Genomic DNA, 18,875 nt, shown 5'->3' with positions numbered 1-18,875 from the left:
CCATAAAAAAACCTCTCCATAAGGGAGAGGTTTCATTTAACTAAGGATGGGTCATTAACTCAATCGAATCGCTTAAATTCTGTGCTTCAGACTCTAATTATCAGCATTTGCTGTTAGATTCTAATTGTTCCGAACCTGATTGATTAATCTCAACCACTGAACTTCTCTCGTCCAACTTAATGAACAGAGCAAGAGCCCCCATCGCGGCCATACCCCAGAAGATGTTTGCCCCCCAAAGCTCATAGCCCCAACCACTTAAGGTCGTCATTAGTGCGATAACAGCTCCCAATGGGATCGCATTATACAGAGCTTGCAGCGCGACCATTTTATTCTGTTCTTCTGATTGAATGTATTGAATGGCTGCGATGTGTGCCATAGCAAACGTCACACCATGCAGCATTTGCACCATAACTAAGGCGAAAATCGCCGTTGTTGACGCGGTAATACCCCAGCGAGCCATCACACCGATTGCAGCTACCACGAACAGAGTACGCATTGACCAGCCAGAGAATAAGCGCTTACTGAGAGCAAACACAGCCACCTCAGCAACAACACCTAGGCTCCATAAATAACCAATAATCGCTTCTGAGTGACCGGCTTCTTTCCAGTAAATCGCACTAAAACTGTAGTAAGCCGCATGGCTACCTTGCAGCAACGCCATCAAGGCCAAAAATTTAACCACAGACGACTCACGCAGTAACTCACCTAATTTTGGTCGCACTGCTTGTTTCTCAGATTGCGTTACTGGCATCACGTTAGGGTTTCTCATCGCCAACACTAACGACAACAGCACACCAACAAGCGCTGTATACAAAATCATATCAGTGCCGAACTGTGCGACTAAATAACCCACCACGGTTGAACCCGCAATAAAAGCAATCGAACCCCATAAACGAGTGCGTCCATAGTCAAGCATCTTAAGACGACTGTAATGGTTAGCCATTGCGTCAGAAAGAGGGATAACCGGCCCACAACACAGGTTAAACAGTACTGTTGCCAACAGCATCAATAGAAAACTGCCTCCAGTGAAGAAGTGGAAACCAACAAATAACAATGAGGCGAAGCTCAACCAGCGCAGAGCGGGCAAAAGATTCTCTACGTTATGGATGCGCGGCGTAATCACAAGGTTGGCAACACAGCGAGTCGCAAAACCAATACCAATCAATACACCGATGTCTCCTGCAGAAACGCCTTGGTCTTCAAACCACAACGCCCAAAATGGCAAGTACACACCATACGCAAAAAAGAAACCAAGAAAATACTGAGATATCCATCCGTAAGGAGAGGGGCTAAACATAAATAACCTATGAAAGTGTGCGGAAAAAGGCGGCTCCAATTATGCCTATCTAGAGTAGGATGAAAAAGGGAATTATTACTGGGATAGCATTCCTATATTCAATTAGCCTAGAAATCACTTATCACTTATCACTTATCACTTATCACCAAGCTATATCACGTTCATCGATATCTAGTCTGCATTTAGACTAAAGTCGTCTGGAGCTTCGCTGGTATTTTGTCAGACTGATTAAAGAATCCCACTTCTTGTGATGCTTATGCCTGAAAAATTTAATATGCAGCACCCACCCTTCGATAGCCTGTCCGATACGGAACAATTGAAGCTTCGCTCTTCATTAGACGTGGTGTATTACCGCTCTCAAGAAGTGATACTGGAAGCAGATAGGCCGAGCAGACACCTGCACATCCTGATCAAAGGAGCCGTTGAAGAGCGCGCGAGCAGTGATGGTGAGATTTACGCACATTACGCCAATGACGATATTTTTGATGTGCGCAGCCAGTTTGAACCTCACACCAAACATCAATATATCGCACTCGAAGACACCTTAAGCTACCTACTGCCTACCGATGTTTTTCTCGATCTTTATCACGCCAATGGTCAATTTGCCGCCTACTTTGATAGTAACCTGTCGACACGGAAAGCTCTGATTGAGGCCGCTCAGCAGCAACAAAACCTTGCCGAGTTTATATTGACCAAAGTGGATGACTCTATTTATCACCCACCACTGATTCTTGAGCCAGGGCAACCCATCAACCAAGTCACTCAAATCCTAAAAGAGCAAGGCTTAGACTCGGCGCTGGTGCATTTAGACGACAAAGGCATAAAAGATTTTGGTTCAGGCTCCTTACCGTATGGGATCGTCACACGAACCAATTTATTGCACGCTGTAATGCTCGATAACTTCCCACAGGACGCGCCCGTTGGCGAGATTGCAACATTTCCAGTGATGCACGTAAACCAAGGGGATTTCTTATTTAATGCCATGATTACCATGACCAGAAACCGGGTAAAAAGGTTGATGGTTTGTGACGGTCTAGATGCTGTCGGCATGGTGGATATGACACAAATCCTCAGTGCATTCTCCACTCACTCTCACGTGCTCACTTTGCGTATTGCGCGATCCACCAGCATTGAAGAGCTCGCATTAGCCTCCAACAAACAACGTCAACTGGTCGAAAGCCTACTCAGTAACGGCATTCGCACGCGCTTCATCATGGAGCTAATTTCAGCCGTTAATGAACAGATAATAGAGAAAGCGTTTGAGTTGGTTATCCCACCCGCACTGCATAATCATTGCTGCCTCATCGTGTTGGGCTCCGAAGGCCGTGGAGAACAAATCCTCAAAACCGATCAAGACAACGCGCTAATAATTCAAGATGGCTTGGAGTGGCACCAATGCCAGAGTGCCATGAACGACCTCACTCACACATTGCAGCAATTGGGCTATCCACTATGCCCGGGCAACGTGATGGTCAACAACCCCAAATGGGTGCATTCAGAACAAGAGTGGAAACAAACCCTCACCCGTTGGGTAAAAAAAGCCACGCCAGATACCGTGATGGATATCGCGATCATGGCGGATGCACACGCCGTTGCGGGTAATAGAGAGTTATTAAAACCCGTAAAGCAGCACCTAAGTGATTTGATGCTCGGACAAGAATTGATTCTGACTGAATTCTGCCGACCGGCTCTGAACTTCTCAGTACCCCTCACCTTGTTTGGCAATGTTAAACAATCCAAGTCAGGGCTCGATATCAAACAAGGCGGTATTTTCCCTATCGTGCATGGTGTGAGGGCACTCTGTCTTGAGCATGGTGTCACGGTAAACAACACCTTCGAACGCATTGAACAGTTGGTCTGTAAGAAAGTGCTTGAGCAAAGTACCGCCGATAACCTTAGTGAAGCACTCAAACAGTTCTTTAAGTGGCGCTTAGCCCAAAGACTTTCTCAGCAGCACAGTAGCAACAAGATTAACGTCAAATTGATGGAGCGAGCAGACAGAGACTTACTTCGCCATAGCTTGCATGTGGTCAAAAAATTCAAGCAATGGCTTGGCTACCACTATCAGATACGGGATTAGGCGATTGAACGATGAATAGATTGGTTCGTTATTACTGGCATCATAAACTCAAAGGCTCTACTTATCAGCCTCTGTTTACTGCGCCTGCTAATCACGAATACGTATCTCTCGATTGTGAAACCACCAGCCTCGACCCCAATCAGGCAGAATTAGTCACCATTGCCGCAACCAAGATCATCGGCAACCGAATCATTACCAGCCAACCTTTTGAAGTCCGATTGCGCGCCCCTCAATCGCTCGATTGCAATTCAATAAAAATCCACCGTATTCGCCATCAAGATCTAAAGCACGGCATCGAAGAAAAACAGGCTTTAATCGAGCTACTGAACTTCATTGGAAATCGTCCTTTAGTCGGCTATCACATCCGCTATGATAAAAAAATCCTCGATCGCGCCTGTTTAAAACAGCTTGGATTTCCACTGCCTAACCGATTAGTCGAAGTAAGCCAACTTTATCAAGACAAGCTCGAAAGGCAGCTGCCCAATGCCTATTTTGATCTCAGTATGGACGCCATCTGTCGCCAGCTCGATTTACCTATCCCCGTCAATAAACATGATGCATTACAAGACGCTATCTCCGCAGCCCTGATCTTTGTTCGCCTGAAACATGGTGATCTGCCCCGTTTCAACTCTTCTTATTCTTAATTCAACCACTGGCGCTTCACATAGAGAGCAACATCTCAAAAATGAACTTAACTCGCTATTTTTTAAGTGAAAAGCAACGTCTCATCCTAAAGTCTAATTGTGGAAATCGCCGTCCTAGCCGAGAGTGATAACACAAAGACGGTTCTGTAATAGACCTAGAAATTGAACACAAAGGAAGTTGCCAGTTCATTAGGAATGTAGGCACAAGGAGAGATGCAATGAGTGAAGCCCACGTTTATCCGGTAAAAGAAAATATTAAATCAACCACACACGCGGATAATGACACTTACCTAGCCATGTACCAGCAATCTGTTTCTGACCCTGAAGGCTTTTGGGGTGAACACGGAAAAATCGTTGATTGGATCAAGCCTTTCACACAAGTAAAAAATACTTCTTTCGACCCTGGCCACATTGATATTCGCTGGTTTGAAGATGGCACGCTTAACGTATCGGCTAACTGTATCGACCGTCACCTCGCTGAACGCGGTGATGAAGTCGCTATCATCTGGGAAGGCGATGACCCTGCTGATGATAAAACCCTAACCTTTAACGAACTACACAAAGAAGTGTGCCTGTTTTCAAATGCTCTGAAGGAGCAAGGCGTACGTAAAGGTGATGTGGTTTGTTTATACATGCCAATGGTTCCAGAAGCTGCAGTTGCGATGCTGGCATGTACCCGTATCGGTGCGGTTCACACCGTGGTATTTGGCGGTTTCTCACCAGAAGCACTGTCTGGTCGTATTATCGATTCAAACTCTAAAGTCGTTATCACTGCCGATGAAGGCGTGCGTGGCGGCCGTGCTGTTCCACTGAAGAAGAATGTCGACGAAGCACTGACTAACCCTGAAGTGAAAAACATCGAGAAGGTTGTTGTATTCAAACGCACTGGCGGTGATGTTGCATGGCACGAACACCGCGATGTGTGGTGGCACGATGCTATTGCCAATGTATCTGCAGATTGCCCACCAGAAGAGATGAATGCCGAAGATCCACTCTTCATCCTTTATACGTCAGGCTCAACCGGTAAACCTAAAGGTGTAATGCACACCACAGGTGGCTACCTTGTTTATGCAGCGATGACATTCAAATACGTATTCGATTACCAAGAAGGCGAAACTTTCTGGTGTACAGCCGATGTGGGTTGGATTACCGGTCACACATACCTTGTTTACGGGCCGCTTGCCAATGGTGCAAAAACCATTCTGTTTGAAGGTGTGCCGAACTACCCGAACACAAGCCGCATGAGTGAAGTGGTCGATAAGCACCAAGTTAACATTCTTTATACGGCTCCAACTGCGATTCGTGCATTAATGGCGAAAGGCAATGAAGCGGTTGAGGGTACTTCTCGTGACAGCCTAAGAATCATGGGCTCAGTGGGTGAACCTATCAACCCTGAAGCATGGGAGTGGTACTACAAAACAATCGGTAATGAGCAGTCTCCAATTGTCGATACGTGGTGGCAAACAGAAACGGGCGGCATCTTGATTGCACCGCTACCAGGCGCAACAGACCTAAAACCAGGGTCAGCGACGCGTCCATTCTTCGGTGTTCAACCGGCGCTGGTTGACAACATGGGTAACATCATTGAGGGCGCAACAGACGGCAACCTTGTGATTCTTGACTCTTGGCCAGGCCAAATGCGTACCGTACATGGCGATCATGACCGTTTTGAACAGACTTACTTCTCAACCTTTAAAGGCATGTACTTCACCAGTGATGGTGCTCGTCGTGATGAAGACGGTTACTACTGGATTACTGGTCGTGTTGATGACGTTCTGAACGTATCAGGTCACCGTATGGGTACCGCTGAAATTGAATCGGCTCTAGTCGCATTCGATAAGATTGCAGAGGCTGCGATTGTCGGTATCCCTCATGATATTAAAGGCCAAGCGATTTACGCTTACATCACGTTGAATGATGGTGAATTCCCGACCGCAGAGCTTCATAAAGAAGTGAAAGACTGGGTACGCAAAGAGATAGGCCCAATCGCAACACCAGATGTACTGCACTGGACCGACTCACTACCAAAAACACGTTCGGGTAAAATCATGCGTCGTATCCTGCGTAAGATCGCAACTGGCGATACGGGTAACCTAGGTGATACATCGACACTAGCCGACCCAAGTGTGGTTGATAAACTAATAGCAGAGAAAGCGGAACTGGCATAAGCAACCCGTCACATTACGTAATTACTGTTTAAAACAGCTTCTTTCTAAACCGTCACCTATGTGGCGGTTTTTTTATGGCTGATCTTGATCTCAAATATCCTCGACAAAATTAAGGCTAAGGCGCTTTTTTGTTAAGTTGGTAACAATCTCACACTCTCCCAATAGGAGATTAGACCAGTAAATTGCTGCGATTTGCGCTGAATTAGCTATAATCTGGTTCTAATTTTTAAATTTGGGTTTTTCTTACTGGAAATTATCCCCAAATTTTCAATAAAATGGCAACATTCACGTTCGTAAACACGATAAAGGAAGATAGCCCCACAATGTCTACAAAGTTTCGCATTCTAGTTTTAAATGGACCAAACCTTAATCTGTTAGGCCTTAGAGAACCTGCACACTACGGTTCTCAAACACTTGACCAGATTATTAGCTCATTGACCGAGCAAGCGAAAACACACGATGTTGAGCTATCTCACTTACAGTCAAATCGTGAGTATGAGCTGATTGAAGCTATCCATAGTGCTTATCAAAATGTTGATTTCATTATTATCAACCCAGCGGCCTTTACACATACCAGTGTGGCGTTGCGTGATGCACTACTTGGTGTTGCTATCCCATTTATTGAGGTTCACCTATCGAATGTTCACGCACGTGAACCATTCCGTCACCACTCTTACCTGTCTGATAAAGCAGAAGGTGTGATTTGTGGCTTAGGTGCACAAGGTTATCAATTTGCTTTGACAGCAGCGCTCAACAAGCTCAACGCAAAGTAAATAAAACAACGAACTATTACTAACCTACTCAGTCAAAGAGTAAGTTCAATCAACAGATAAAGAGAAAGAAACAATGGATATTCGCAAAATCAAGAAGCTAATCGAATTGGTTGAAGAGTCTGGCATTTCTGAGCTAGAGATCTCTGAAGGTGAAGAGTCAGTACGAATCAGTCGTAACAGCCCTGTATCTGCAGCACCTATTCAATATGCAGCAGCTCCAGCTCCTGTAGCGGCAGCAGCACCTGCGGCGGCACCTGTAGCTGCAGAAGCGGCAGCTCCTGCGGTTCCTGCTGGTCACCAAGTTCTTTCTCCAATGGTTGGTACTTTCTACGGCGCTCCAAGCCCAGATGCAAAACCGTTCGTTAAAGTTGGTCAATCTGTAACTGCTGGCGAAACACTATGTATCGTTGAAGCAATGAAAATGATGAACCAAATCGAAGCTGATAAATCTGGTGTTGTAACGGCTATCCTAGTTGAAGACGGTCAACCAGTAGAATTCGACCAAGCTCTAGTAATTATCGAATAATAGAGAGCACTCATTATGTTAGATAAATTAGTAATCGCGAACCGTGGTGAAATTGCACTGCGTATTCTGCGAGCATGTAAAGAGCTTGGCATCAAAACGGTAGCAGTTCACTCAACCGCTGACCGCGATCTTAAGCACGTACTTCTTGCTGACGAAACCATTTGTATTGGTCCAGCTCGCGGTATCGATAGCTACCTGAACATCCCTCGTATCATCAGCGCAGCTGAAGTAACGGGTGCAGTTGCTATCCACCCAGGCTACGGCTTCCTATCTGAAAATGCAGACTTTGCAGAACAGGTAGAGCGCAGTGGTTTTATCTTCGTTGGCCCTAAAGCTGAAACCATTCGCATGATGGGTGACAAAGTGTCAGCTATCACGTCAATGAAAAAAGCTGGCGTACCTTGTGTACCAGGTTCTGACGGCCCTCTTGATGATGATGAAGTAAAAAACAAAGCGCACGCTAAGCGCATTGGCTTCCCTGTAATCATCAAAGCATCTGGCGGCGGCGGCGGTCGTGGTATGCGTGTTGTTCGTACTGAAAAAGAACTAACAGAAGCTATCGCAATGACGCGTGCTGAAGCAAAAGCATGTTTCAATAACGACATGGTTTACATGGAAAAATTCCTAGAAAATCCACGTCACATTGAAGTACAAGTGCTTGCAGATGGCCAAGGTAATGCTATCCACCTAGGTGAGCGTGACTGTTCAATGCAGCGTCGTCACCAGAAAGTTGTGGAAGAAGCGCCAGCACCAGGTATCACTGAAGAGATGCGTAAATACATCGGCGACCGTTGTACTCGTGCATGTCTTGAGATTGGTTACCGCGGCGCAGGTACATTTGAATTCCTATACGAGAACGGTGAGTTCTACTTCATCGAAATGAACACTCGTATCCAGGTTGAGCACACGATTACTGAAATGGTAACGGGTATCGACCTAGTGAAAGAGCAACTTCGTATTGCTGCTGGTCAACCTCTATCATTCACACAAGATGATATTAAGCTGCGCGGCCACTCAATCGAATGTCGTATCAACGCTGAAGATCCCGTTCGCTTCCTACCTTCTCCAGGTAAGATCACGCGCTTCCATGCTCCAGGTGGTATGGGTGTTCGTTGGGAATCTCACATCTACACGGGCTACACAGTGCCACCACATTACGATTCAATGATTGGTAAGCTGATCACTTACGGTGAGAACCGTGATGTTGCTATCGCTCGTATGAAGAACGCACTAGCAGAAATGATTGTTGAAGGTATCAACGTCAATACTGAGCTGCAATTAGCGATAATGAACGACGAAAACTTCCAACACGGTGGTGCAAACATCCACTACCTTGAGAAGAAGCTTGGTCTACAATAGAAGCTTGGTCTGCAACAGAAGCTAGCCTTCCGTAATTCGTTCTCTGTAGAACAGTAATAAATGCTCACTTCGGTGGGCATTTTTGTTTTTAGTGATCCGGAAAATGCAAGCTAAAATCCCCATGATAATGCATGGGGTTTTGATGAATTTGCTCATATTTTCTGCTAGACTCGCCATCCAATTTTTCTCATATAGAAGATGCAGCCATGCCTTGGATTCAAATCAAGCTTAATGCGACCAATGAAAATGCCGAACAAATCGGCGACATGTTAATGGAAGAGACTGGTGCTCTTTCTGTAACTTTCCTGGATGCACAAGATACCCCTGTATTTGAGCCTCTGCCGGGCGAAACTCGCCTTTGGGGTGATACTGACATTCTCGCGCTTTACGACGCTGAGACTGATACTGGTGTCGTTCTAGCGCAGATTAAAGCAAGCAACATGTTCCCTGCAGACTTTGCTCACAAAGTAGAGCAAATTGAAGACAAGGATTGGGAACGTGAATGGATGGACAACTTCCACCCAATGAAGTTTGGTGAGCGTTTATGGATCTGCCCTAGCTGGCGCGATATCCCTGAACCTGACGCTGTAAACGTAATGCTGGATCCTGGCCTTGCGTTTGGTACCGGTACTCACCCAACAACAGCATTGTGTCTTGAGTGGCTGGAAGGCTTAGACCTTGCAGGCAAAACCGTGATCGACTTCGGTTGTGGCTCAGGCATCCTAGCGATCGCTGCGATCAAACTAGGCGCGGCAAAAGTTATCGGGATCGACATTGATCCTCAAGCTCTGCTTGCATCAAAAGACAACGCACAACGCAATGGCGTTGCTGAGCAACTAGAGGTGTTCTTGCCACAAGATCAACCGGAAGGTTTGCTTGCTGACGTTGTTGTTGCCAACATTCTTGCCGGTCCATTACGCGACCTTTCTGGCATCATTAAAGGCCTAGTGAAGCCAAATGGTGTACTTGCGATGTCGGGTGTTTTAGATACACAAGCGGAAGATGTTGCGACTTATTATCGTGATGAGCTTCACATTGATCCGATCATTGAACAACAAGAATGGTGTCGAATCTCTGGTCGCAAGCAAGGCTAGGTAAGACTTTGGGCGCTAATTGACTGAAATTTAAACAAATTACAAAAACAAATTGTAAATGCTCAAATATTAGTCTTTTCACGCAGCGAAAAAATGCGTAAAATGCGCGCCCTTGCTGGTACAGAACTGTGATGACATTTTTTGAAAATCGGAAATTATCAACTTAAGAACAATCTAATCGTCGCTCCTATGGCTGGCGTAACGGATAGACCATTCCGTGAGTTGTGTCTTCGTTACGGTGCGGGGATGGCAGTCAGTGAAATGATGTCCTCCAATCCGAAAGTTTGGAAAACGTCAAAATCTCAGCAGCGTATGGTACATGAAGGCGAATCGGGCATTCGTTCAGTACAAATCGCTGGTGCAGATCCACAGCTTATGGCCGAGGCTGCTCAATTCAATGTTGCTAACGGTGCGCAAATCATCGATATCAATATGGGTTGCCCAGCTAAAAAAGTGAATAAGAAGCTTGCGGGCTCAGCGCTACTTCAGCATCCAGAACTCATTGAAGATATTCTGAAGGCTGTGGTAAATGCTGTCGACGTTCCAGTAACGTTGAAAACGCGCACAGGCTGGGATACAGACAATAGAAACTGTGTCCAAATCGCGAAAATAGCCGAAGACTGCGGCATACAAGCTCTTGCCCTTCACGGGAGAACTCGCGCTTGTATGTACAAAGGTGAGGCAGAATACAAACACATTAAAGCAGCGAAACAAGCAGTATCTATTCCGGTTATCGCTAACGGTGATATCGATAGTCCGGAAAAAGCGAAGTTTGTGCTGGAGTACACCGGCGCTGATGCTTTAATGATAGGTCGACCTGCCCAAGGACGCCCTTGGATTTTTAACGAAATCCTACACTATTTGGAAAACGGCACCACGATGGACCCGCTCCCGATTTCGGAAGTGAAAGACATCATGCTTGGTCATGTGCTCGCTCTACATGAATTTTATGGAGAGTTTTTAGGCCCTCGCATCGCTCGTAAGCATGTGGGGTGGTATCTAAAAGAGCATGAACAAGCGAGTGAGTTTCGCCGTACCTTCAACGCATTCGAAGCAGGTGATCTGCAGCTTGAAGCGCTAGAAGGTTTTTTTGATAACGTTGCACCATAATTACGAGAAGAGCTAGACCGAATATGTTCGAACAAAATCTGACTTCAGAAGCATTGACAGTAACTACAGTTACATCACAAGACCAAATCACGCAGAAGCCACTACGTGACTCAGTTAAAGCATCATTGAAAAATTACCTTGCTCAATTAAACGGTCAAGAAGTCAGCGAGTTATACGAATTAGTATTAGCTGAAGTTGAACAGCCACTACTAGACACTATCATGCAGTACACTCGCGGTAACCAAACTCGCGCAGCAACCATGATGGGTATTAACCGCGGTACTCTTCGCAAGAAACTTAAAAAATACGGCATGAACTAATCGTTCTTTCGTAATTTATTGAATTAGAAGCCGAGCTCTTTATTGAACTCGGCTTTTTTTGTTTATATGGCAACAAGCGAACAATTATCAATCAATTAATTAGATGTAACGATTGATAACGTAATCACTACCGATATAATGACCTATTAATCTAATCGTCTGGAAGCTACATGCTTGATATGAAAAGGGAAGAATGGCTTAGCACACTGATCCGTGAACTGCCTGATCGTCATCTTCTGTTGGATACATCCGGACGTATTGTTGAAAACTTTGACAATCCAAATCACCACACAGTTTCAGAACTGTTGCCTCCCGCGGTTGAAAAGCAGCTGTTAGAGGCGGCAAAGCAAGCTTATTCCAGTCGCGAAATTCAATACATTCAATACTCTCTTGCGCCCTGTCAGCAACTTCAGCTTTCTATTGAACAACTTTTCGCTCAAGGGGAAGAATCTGCAGAATCAGACGATCGATATTTTGAATCGACATTAAAGCCATTGTATCTCTCGCCAGAAAAGCAATACGTGCTGTGGCAAGAGCGAGATATTACTAAAGCACAGCAACGTGAAGCTGAGCTGATAGAACTCGCTGAAATCGATGAGCTAACTGGGATTTTAAATAGACGTGCCTTTTTACTTGGGTTGGAAAAAGAGTTCAGTCAATCGCCTAAGCAAAGCTTAACGTGTTTGATGATAGACATAGACCACTTCAAAGAGATCAATGATCAAGTTGGCCACCTTTCTGGTGATGAGGTAATCGTTCAAGTCGCGAGTTTATGCCAACAGTCAATAGACTGCGATGATTATCTAGGTCGCTTGGGTGGCGAAGAATTCGGTGTCATCCTCACACACACCAGTGCCATTGAAGCTTATTACGTTGCAGAGACGATTCGTAAAACGATTGAATCAACGCCATGCACCGTAGACGGCCACATCATCTACCCAACAGTCAGCATCGGTGTTGCAGAATACACACCACACCTTAAAACCATAAAAGAACTATTGGCTCAAGCTGATAGAGCCATGTACTCTTCAAAGCAGACTGGCCGCAACCAAGTCACGCTTTACCATAATAACCTACCCACTTTAAAAATTGACGCTCAACTAAGAGCCAAAATACTGCAAGCTTCCTAGGGTTATTAACCGTAGTAAACCTCTCTCCCTAACGGGGACCTTTTCAGCTATTTACCATCAGCAGCACAGCATGAGCTTTGTTTATCTTCGCTCGCCAAAGCACCTAAGATAGAACAATGGCTCGCATCGTCATCTACATGACCGCAGCAAGCATCATTAATCTTCTTTAATGCCGTGCGTATTCTGCCAAGTTCACTGATTTTTTCATCAATAAGTGTCAGCTTTGCCGTTGTGATGGCTTTCACTTCCGAGCAACTGTGCTGCGTTGCTTCCAAGCGAATCTCGAGCAATTCCTTAATTTCATCTAAACTCAGCCCTAACGCTTTAGATTTAAGAATAAAGGTCACCTGTTTCTGATTGTTTTCATCATATAAGCGATATCCTGAGTCACTGCGACTGGCAGGAGCAATCAGGTTACTTTTTTCATAAAACCGCAAGGTATCGGCTGTCACACCGCATCTTTTCGCTAATTCACCGATCTGAAACATGTTTTTTCCTACTGTTCCGTCCATTCCACAATTAACCTTATCGTTACTTTTCAGGCTGAAATGGCACTTTTCATAATTAATTTTGAGATGCCAAACGATTGCGCGAGCTTTTTTGTAATAAATTAGTTAGAATCTGCGCCATCAAATTTGGAGTTGGTTATCTTATAGCTTGATTATAAGAACACCCAAAAGGTCTTTACCAAAACTGGCCAATATTTTATCTCTTACTGGTATCTAAGATAATCCACGCTAAGAAGATAGAAACAAGTTCTTTTTTGGCAAATATCTTTATTTTAACCCCATGAATTTGAGGAAGATGGAAGCATGAATAACGCTCGTCCAATTCGCCGCGCTCTAATCAGCGTATCAGACAAAACTGGTATCGTTGAATTTGCACAAGCTCTTGCTAACCGTGGTGTAGATATCCTATCTACCGGTGGCACTGCTCGCCTGCTTGCTGAAAAAGGCATCTCTGTTACAGAAGTATCTGATTACACTGGTTTCCCAGAAATGATGGATGGCCGTGTTAAGACTCTGCACCCAAAAGTTCATGGTGGTGTTCTAGGCCGTCGTGGCCAAGATGATGACGTGATGGAAACTCACGGTATCAACCCTATCGATATGGTTGTTGTAAACCTATACCCATTCGCAGAAACCGTTGCTAAAGAAGGCTGTACCCTTGCTGACGCTGTTGAGAACATCGACATCGGCGGCCCTACAATGGTTCGCTCTGCTGCGAAAAACCACAAAGACGTAACTATCGTTGTTAACGCACACGACTACGAGCGCGTTGTCGCTGAAATGGACGTGAACGAGAAATCTCTAACGCTAGAGACTCGCTTCGACCTCGCTATCGCAGCATTCGAGCACACAGCTTCTTACGACGGCATGATCGCAAACTACTTCGGCACTATGGTTCCATCTTACGGTGAGAACAAAGAAGGTGATGAAGAGTCTAAATTCCCTCGCACGTTCAACCAACAGTTCGAGAAGAAACAAGACATGCGCTACGGTGAGAACAGCCACCAAGCGGCAGCATTCTACGTTGAAGCAAACCCTGAAGAAGCGTCTGTTTCTACTGCTCGCCAAATCCAAGGTAAAGCGCTTTCTTACAACAACATCGCTGACACTGACGCAGCACTTGAGTGTGTGAAAGAGTTCGACCAGCCAGCATGTGTCATTGTTAAGCACGCTAACCCATGTGGTGTTGCACTAGGTGAAGACATCCTAGAAGCTTACGACCGTGCATTCAAAACAGACCCAACGTCTGCATTTGGCGGCATCATCGCTTTCAACCGTGAGCTAGACGCTGCAACAGCAACGGCTATCACTGAGCGTCAATTCGTTGAAGTTATCATTGCACCATCTGTTTCTGCGGAAGCAGTAGCAATCGTAGCGGCTAAGAAAAACCTTCGCCTGCTTGAGTGCGGTGAGTGGACAACTAAGACAACTGGTTTTGACGTGAAACGCGTTAACGGCGGTTTGCTAGTTCAAGACCGCGACCAAGGTATGGTTTCTGAAGATGACCTGAAAGTGGTTTCTAAGCGTCAGCCAACAGCTGAAGAATTGAAAGATGCTCTATTCTGCTGGAAAGTAGCGAAGTACGTTAAATCTAACGCTATCGTTTACTCGAAAGGCGACATGACTATTGGTGTAGGCGCAGGCCAAATGAGCCGCGTTTACTCTGCGAAAATCGCAGGCATCAAAGCGGCAGACGAAGGTCTACAGGTTGAAGGTTGCGTGATGGCATCAGATGCATTCTTCCCATTCCGTGACGGTATCGACGCGGCAGCAGAAGCTGGCATCAAGTGTGTTATCCAACCGGGCGGCTCTATGCGTGATGACGAAGTTATCGCAGCAGCAGACGAACACGGCATGGCGATGATCTTTACAGGCATGCGTCACTTCCGCCATTAATTTCCTCTTCGTATTTGGCACTGTGGCGTCGTTAGCTGCTTTCGCCCACCCCGGTCACATAGCTGGCTATGCTCCCGGGGATGGGCTCAATTGCTGCCTAGCCACATCACCAGCTACTTTGAGCAAGACTTATAATTTTGTTTTTTTGAATATTCCGATATTTGAAATACGTAGAGCAAGTCAGTGACTTTAGTTCAAGGAAAACACGCGGAGCTTATGACCATAAGTAAGCATGTTTGACTCAGAAATAAAGGCTCTGAAGCAGCTATAAGGATTTTAAAACATGAATGTATTGATTATCGGTGCAGGCGGTCGTGAGCATGCACTTGGCTGGAAAGCGGCACAAAACCCAAATGTTGAAACAGTATTCATCGCTCCAGGTAACGCAGGTACTGCGCTTGAGCCTAAACTTGAGAACGTAAACATCGGTGTTGAAGACATCGCAGGTTTAGTCGCGTTTGCTCAAGATAAAAAAATCGAACTGACTATCGTTGGCCCTGAAGCACCATTGGTTATTGGTGTTGTTGATGCATTCCGCGAAGTTGGCCTACCAATCTTCGGCCCAACTCAAGCGGCTGCACAGCTTGAAGGCTCTAAAGCATTCACAAAAGACTTCCTGGCTCGCCATGAGATCCCAACAGGTTACTACTCAAACTTCACTGAGATTGAGCCAGCTATCGCTTACGTTCGCGAGCAGGGCGCTCCAATCGTAGTAAAAGCTGACGGTCTTGCGGCGGGTAAAGGCGTTATCGTTGCGATGACACTTGAAGAAGCTGAAGACGCAATCAAAGACATGCTCGCAGGCAACGCATTTGGCGAAGCAGGCAGCCGCGTAGTGATCGAAGAGTTCCTTGAAGGCGAAGAAGCAAGCTTCATCGTAATGGTTGACGGTTATAGCGTACTGCCTATGGCCACCAGCCAAGATCACAAACGTGTTGGCGACAAAGACACTGGCCCTAATACTGGCGGTATGGGTGCTTACTCTCCTGCACCAGTGGTTACTCCTGAAATCCATAATCGTATCCTTGAGGAAGTTATCTACCCTACGGTACGTGGTATGGACGCAGAAGGCGCACCTTACACAGGTTTCCTTTACGCAGGACTAATGATCGATGCTGACGGCACGCCTAAGGTTATCGAATACAACTGCCGCTTCGGCGACCCAGAAACGCAACCTATCATGATGCGTATGGAGTCAGACCTTGTTGAACTTTGCCTAATGGCTATCGACGAGAAACTGGACGAAGCAGAGTCTAAGTGGGATCCACGCGCTTCGATCGGCGTTGTTCTTGCGGCTGGCGGTTACCCTGCGGACTACGCAAAAGGCGATGTTATTTCCCTACCAACAAGCGAAGTTGAAGGCCAAAAGGTTTTCCACGCTGGTACCACAAATAACGAAGCTGGCGACGTTGTGACAAACGGCGGCCGTGTACTTTGTGCAACGGCACTAGGTAATACGGTTTCTGAGGCTCAGGAGCGCGCCTACGCGCTGACAAAGCAAGTTGGCTGGAATGGTATGTTCCACCGCAATGACATTGGTTACCGTGCGATTGCGCGCGAGCAAGAGCAGTAATCAATCTTGTTACTCGCTTACTTTCTAATAACAGTAAGTAATTGACAGTAAGCGAATAACAACAGAAAAGGCGCCTCGATAGGCTGTCTCTTGATCACAAGTCTGGTTAATCAAGAGACTTAGCGAGTTCATACCCTTCAAGGATGGTTTGTAACCTAAACCATCCTTGCCATAACGTCTTTATAGAAGCGCGACCTGTTCGCTTGGTATTCTTCCAACCACCTAACCGAGCAATACCGTTGTAAGCCCATGATATATTAGGCGCTTCTTTCGGTAGTTTTTTACTCTCCAACTTGAGCCACATTAACTTCCACGCTTTGCCTTTTAATACCTGCTCACAACTGGTCTTAGATAACTCGTCTGATTCATTCATAAACCTCAACTGGAGTAACCGAGTCGCGATAAAAGCCAAAACGACGCTGAGCCTTTCTAAGTTATCCTTACTTTGCATTCTCAGTTGCTCAACTTCAGTCCCTTCACTTTTCCAGACTTTATGAAAATCTTCTATTAGCCAGCGCCGCTCATAATAACTGACGATTTTGAGTGCCTCTTCCTTGCTCGTTATCGGCTCTGAAGTCAGTAAGTGCCATGCGAGCTTATTATCACTCTCTCCTTGTTCTATACATCCCACGTAGTAAAGCGGAATGTTATCGAACTCTTTCTTGTTAGCAGGAGACTTGAGTGTCACGGGGGCATATTTGATATCTAAATGAGCCTTGCGAGCTTTACGACCGCCTTTTTGCGGTATTTCGAGCACTTTCTCTCCGGCTGATAACAGGGTAGAGGCATAGCTATAAAGACGATTATCATGCTCTTCAATACAGCGGCTTTGCATTGAGCGAACGAGGAATCTCTGTTGTTGCTCTCGCTTGTAAGTGAGGTATTCAAATAGGTCTGCTTCTCTATCACACACAGAAATGACATCCGAAATTTTATCGCCAAGTCGCTCAGCGACATGGCGAGAGGCTTGTTCCCACTTATAACTTTCTTTCTCTTTGTATGGTCGAGTCGCATGCTGGTGCCTTTGACCTCGCTTTTCTATATCACGAGTCCAGCGCTGTTGTTCAATTAAACCAATAACAGATTGAGTATCGGGAGCAAAAAGTAAGGTTGAGTGTACGAACATGGCGCGATGTCGATTGCCTTGATTGGAATGCCCGAGTTCATCTCGAATGCTACGATGGGAGTAACTGAGAGAAGTGGTGTCTTCTAAGGCAAGAAGTGTTTGTTGCTCTAATGCTTCTTGTGCGGTGACATAAAAACCCGCTTCTGCGATATCTTCTGCTTTGATTTGCTCATTACGGATGAAGCGATAAGCCCCTTCCATTTCAGCAGGGGAGATAATGAGTTTCGAGACGGGTACACCAGGTTGCTCGGCCAGTGAGGCTGCGAGAGCAACGAGTCTTTGAGTGCGTCTAGGGTCATTAAGGTGGGCTTGACCGAACTGTTTTTGTGCCCAAAGGGTAGGCTCTATATAGGTCATGATAATCATCCTTGTCATTGCTTAGATGATCAGATCATGAAACCTAAAAATAGTTCAAAAAAAATCCCTAAGCGTGGCTTAGGGATTTGTGTATAAGAGACAGCCTCGATAGGCGCCTTTTTTATTGATTAATTTTTACAGGGTCTATTCCTGTACACACAAATAAGTACTTGACCTACAGCGGGCCAAAAGGTTTTAAACACGACCTATTCTTTCAGCAATGATGGTCTTGCAACACACTGATGATTGTCATCCGCCAACATCAAAAATTCAACGACTGATAATTTTCTAAGCGATGCCTTGCCGACAAAAGCACCGTAGCTCTCTACAGACGACAAACGGTTAATCACAAAATTAGGCAGTGTTTGGTTAAATTCAATGTCAGAAAATTGCTTACCAGAGCAAGTCTGAAACGTTTTGCCATTCCAGTATCCCTGAACTAGCCCGAGTCCTTCGTCATTCTGCGTCATTGTGGTTTCTAGAACCGATAAAGCTTCTTTCTGATAATTTTCGAGTTGCTTAGCTTGGATAGGTAAGATTTTGCCATCAATACGATACTGCTGATACACAGCTTCACCTGATTTATTGAAACGCACATGGACACGATAAGGAACCAACTTATTCGAAGAATTACGCTGTTCGCCTTCACGAACAAATTCACGAAGTATATCTTCCGACCAAGCATAGTCCGTTTGGTACCAGCCGTAATCGCCCACAGTGACGTAGTCAGCTGAAGTATGAGGTTGTGTTAGCTTATTGGTAACCCAGTAGAAACTAGTCGCGTCGCCCATGACTTGGCCGCCGGTGTGAGTTTCAAATTGCTCTAGGTTTTTGCGAGGGCTTGTTGAAGAACAGCCAATGAGAAATGTAGATAAGAGTGAAACGAGAATAAATGCTTTTTTCATAAAAACCT

The 18,875-nt window shown here is 45.6% G+C and carries 16 protein-coding genes; 12 read left to right on the top strand and 4 right to left on the bottom strand.

The window, feature by feature from the left end; genetic code table 11:
* Positions 1-100: 100 nt before the first annotated feature.
* The gene (locus OCV44_RS00960; RefSeq protein WP_009844696.1) at positions 101-1,297 is read right to left on the bottom strand and encodes a 3-phenylpropionate MFS transporter; all 1,197 of its coding nucleotides are present in this window, start codon (positions 1,295-1,297) and stop codon (positions 101-103) included.
* A 250-nt stretch (positions 1,298-1,547) separates the two neighbouring features.
* Here OCV44_RS00960 and OCV44_RS00955 point away from each other — a divergent pair, with 250 nt between their 5' ends.
* The 10 genes from OCV44_RS00955 to OCV44_RS00910 all read left to right on the top strand — a co-directional run bounded on the left by OCV44_RS00955 (position 1,548) and on the right by OCV44_RS00910 (position 12,501).
* Positions 1,548-3,377 carry a DUF294 nucleotidyltransferase-like domain-containing protein gene (locus OCV44_RS00955; protein WP_135382775.1) on the top strand — a complete coding sequence of 610 codons (1,830 nt, stop codon included), beginning with the start codon at positions 1,548-1,550 and terminating at the stop codon, positions 3,375-3,377.
* A gap of 11 nt (positions 3,378-3,388) precedes the next feature.
* Positions 3,389-4,021, top strand: a complete 633-nt coding sequence (locus OCV44_RS00950; protein ID WP_009844694.1) for a 3'-5' exonuclease — start codon at positions 3,389-3,391, stop codon at positions 4,019-4,021.
* A 218-nt stretch (positions 4,022-4,239) separates the two neighbouring features.
* Positions 4,240-6,189 carry an acetate--CoA ligase gene (gene acs, locus OCV44_RS00945; protein ID WP_009844693.1) on the top strand — a complete coding sequence of 650 codons (1,950 nt, stop codon included), beginning with the start codon at positions 4,240-4,242 and terminating at the stop codon, positions 6,187-6,189.
* Positions 6,190-6,512: 323 nt separating this feature from the next.
* On the top strand, positions 6,513-6,962 hold the full coding sequence (aroQ, locus tag OCV44_RS00940; RefSeq protein ID WP_009844692.1) for a type II 3-dehydroquinate dehydratase: 450 nt from the start codon (positions 6,513-6,515) through the stop codon (positions 6,960-6,962).
* Between the two features lie 73 nt (positions 6,963-7,035).
* Positions 7,036-7,488 (top strand): acetyl-CoA carboxylase biotin carboxyl carrier protein, encoded by a 453-nt coding sequence (accB, locus tag OCV44_RS00935; protein ID WP_004729736.1) that lies wholly within the window; start codon positions 7,036-7,038, stop codon positions 7,486-7,488.
* A 15-nt stretch (positions 7,489-7,503) separates the two neighbouring features.
* Entirely contained in the window at positions 7,504-8,847 is a 1,344-nt protein-coding gene (gene accC / locus OCV44_RS00930) for an acetyl-CoA carboxylase biotin carboxylase subunit (protein WP_017083824.1), read from the top strand.
* Between the two features lie 206 nt (positions 8,848-9,053).
* Positions 9,054-9,941, top strand: a complete 888-nt coding sequence (gene prmA, locus OCV44_RS00925) for a 50S ribosomal protein L11 methyltransferase (protein ID WP_017055901.1) — start codon at positions 9,054-9,056, stop codon at positions 9,939-9,941.
* A 141-nt stretch (positions 9,942-10,082) separates the two neighbouring features.
* Positions 10,083-11,051 carry a tRNA dihydrouridine synthase DusB gene (gene dusB / locus OCV44_RS00920; RefSeq protein ID WP_009844689.1) on the top strand — a complete coding sequence of 323 codons (969 nt, stop codon included), beginning with the start codon at positions 10,083-10,085 and terminating at the stop codon, positions 11,049-11,051.
* A gap of 23 nt (positions 11,052-11,074) precedes the next feature.
* On the top strand, positions 11,075-11,371 hold the full coding sequence (gene fis / locus OCV44_RS00915; protein WP_004729744.1) for a DNA-binding transcriptional regulator Fis: 297 nt from the start codon (positions 11,075-11,077) through the stop codon (positions 11,369-11,371).
* 170 nt (positions 11,372-11,541) lie between these two features.
* Positions 11,542-12,501: a GGDEF domain-containing protein gene (locus tag OCV44_RS00910; protein WP_017096520.1), complete on the top strand. Its 960-nt coding sequence runs from the start codon at positions 11,542-11,544 to the stop codon at positions 12,499-12,501.
* Between the two features lie 47 nt (positions 12,502-12,548).
* Here the strand turns inward: OCV44_RS00910 and zntR are convergent, their stop codons facing one another.
* A complete protein-coding gene (gene zntR, locus OCV44_RS00905; RefSeq protein ID WP_009844687.1) occupies positions 12,549-12,989 on the bottom strand; it encodes a Zn(2+)-responsive transcriptional regulator in 441 nt (146 codons plus the stop codon).
* Positions 12,990-13,313: 324 nt separating this feature from the next.
* Here zntR and purH point away from each other — a divergent pair, with 324 nt between their 5' ends.
* Together purH and purD are read left to right on the top strand one after the other, a co-directional pair.
* The gene (gene purH / locus OCV44_RS00900) at positions 13,314-14,906 is read left to right on the top strand and encodes a bifunctional phosphoribosylaminoimidazolecarboxamide formyltransferase/IMP cyclohydrolase (protein ID WP_139685891.1); all 1,593 of its coding nucleotides are present in this window, start codon (positions 13,314-13,316) and stop codon (positions 14,904-14,906) included.
* 283 nt (positions 14,907-15,189) lie between these two features.
* Entirely contained in the window at positions 15,190-16,479 is a 1,290-nt protein-coding gene (gene purD, locus OCV44_RS00895) for a phosphoribosylamine--glycine ligase (protein WP_139685890.1), read from the top strand.
* A gap of 106 nt (positions 16,480-16,585) precedes the next feature.
* Here the strand turns inward: purD and OCV44_RS00890 are convergent, their stop codons facing one another.
* Together OCV44_RS00890 and OCV44_RS00885 are read right to left on the bottom strand one after the other, a co-directional pair.
* The gene (locus OCV44_RS00890; protein WP_261900921.1) at positions 16,586-17,962 is read right to left on the bottom strand and encodes an IS4 family transposase; all 1,377 of its coding nucleotides are present in this window, start codon (positions 17,960-17,962) and stop codon (positions 16,586-16,588) included.
* Between the two features lie 206 nt (positions 17,963-18,168).
* Entirely contained in the window at positions 18,169-18,867 is a 699-nt protein-coding gene (locus tag OCV44_RS00885; protein ID WP_139686311.1) for a DUF1481 domain-containing protein, read from the bottom strand.
* Positions 18,868-18,875: the final 8 nt, after the last annotated feature.

Origin of the sequence: Vibrio tasmaniensis, from assembly GCF_024347635.1 — a bacterium.
Lineage (GTDB): Bacteria > Pseudomonadota > Gammaproteobacteria > Enterobacterales > Vibrionaceae > Vibrio > Vibrio tasmaniensis.
This window is presented reverse-complemented; position numbering and strand designations above follow the sequence as displayed.

Bases quoted from the DNA above. Each gene is read 5' to 3' on its own strand.
- OCV44_RS00960 (WP_009844696.1), bottom strand. From the start codon at position 1,297: ATGTTTAGCCCCTCTCCTTACGGATGGATATCTCAGTATTTTCTTGGT.
- OCV44_RS00955 (WP_135382775.1), top strand. From the start codon at position 1,548: ATGCTTATGCCTGAAAAATTTAATATGCAGCACCCACCCTTCGATAGC.
- OCV44_RS00950 (WP_009844694.1), top strand. From the start codon at position 3,389: ATGAATAGATTGGTTCGTTATTACTGGCATCATAAACTCAAAGGCTCT.
- acs (WP_009844693.1), top strand. From the start codon at position 4,240: ATGAGTGAAGCCCACGTTTATCCGGTAAAAGAAAATATTAAATCAACC.
- aroQ (WP_009844692.1), top strand. From the start codon at position 6,513: ATGTCTACAAAGTTTCGCATTCTAGTTTTAAATGGACCAAACCTTAAT.
- accB (WP_004729736.1), top strand. From the start codon at position 7,036: ATGGATATTCGCAAAATCAAGAAGCTAATCGAATTGGTTGAAGAGTCT.
- accC (WP_017083824.1), top strand. From the start codon at position 7,504: ATGTTAGATAAATTAGTAATCGCGAACCGTGGTGAAATTGCACTGCGT.
- prmA (WP_017055901.1), top strand. From the start codon at position 9,054: ATGCCTTGGATTCAAATCAAGCTTAATGCGACCAATGAAAATGCCGAA.
- fis (WP_004729744.1), top strand. From the start codon at position 11,075: ATGTTCGAACAAAATCTGACTTCAGAAGCATTGACAGTAACTACAGTT.
- OCV44_RS00910 (WP_017096520.1), top strand. From the start codon at position 11,542: ATGCTTGATATGAAAAGGGAAGAATGGCTTAGCACACTGATCCGTGAA.
- zntR (WP_009844687.1), bottom strand. From the start codon at position 12,989: ATGTTTCAGATCGGTGAATTAGCGAAAAGATGCGGTGTGACAGCCGAT.
- purH (WP_139685891.1), top strand. From the start codon at position 13,314: ATGAATAACGCTCGTCCAATTCGCCGCGCTCTAATCAGCGTATCAGAC.
- purD (WP_139685890.1), top strand. From the start codon at position 15,190: ATGAATGTATTGATTATCGGTGCAGGCGGTCGTGAGCATGCACTTGGC.
- OCV44_RS00890 (WP_261900921.1), bottom strand. From the start codon at position 17,962: ATGACCTATATAGAGCCTACCCTTTGGGCACAAAAACAGTTCGGTCAA.
- OCV44_RS00885 (WP_139686311.1), bottom strand. From the start codon at position 18,867: ATGAAAAAAGCATTTATTCTCGTTTCACTCTTATCTACATTTCTCATT.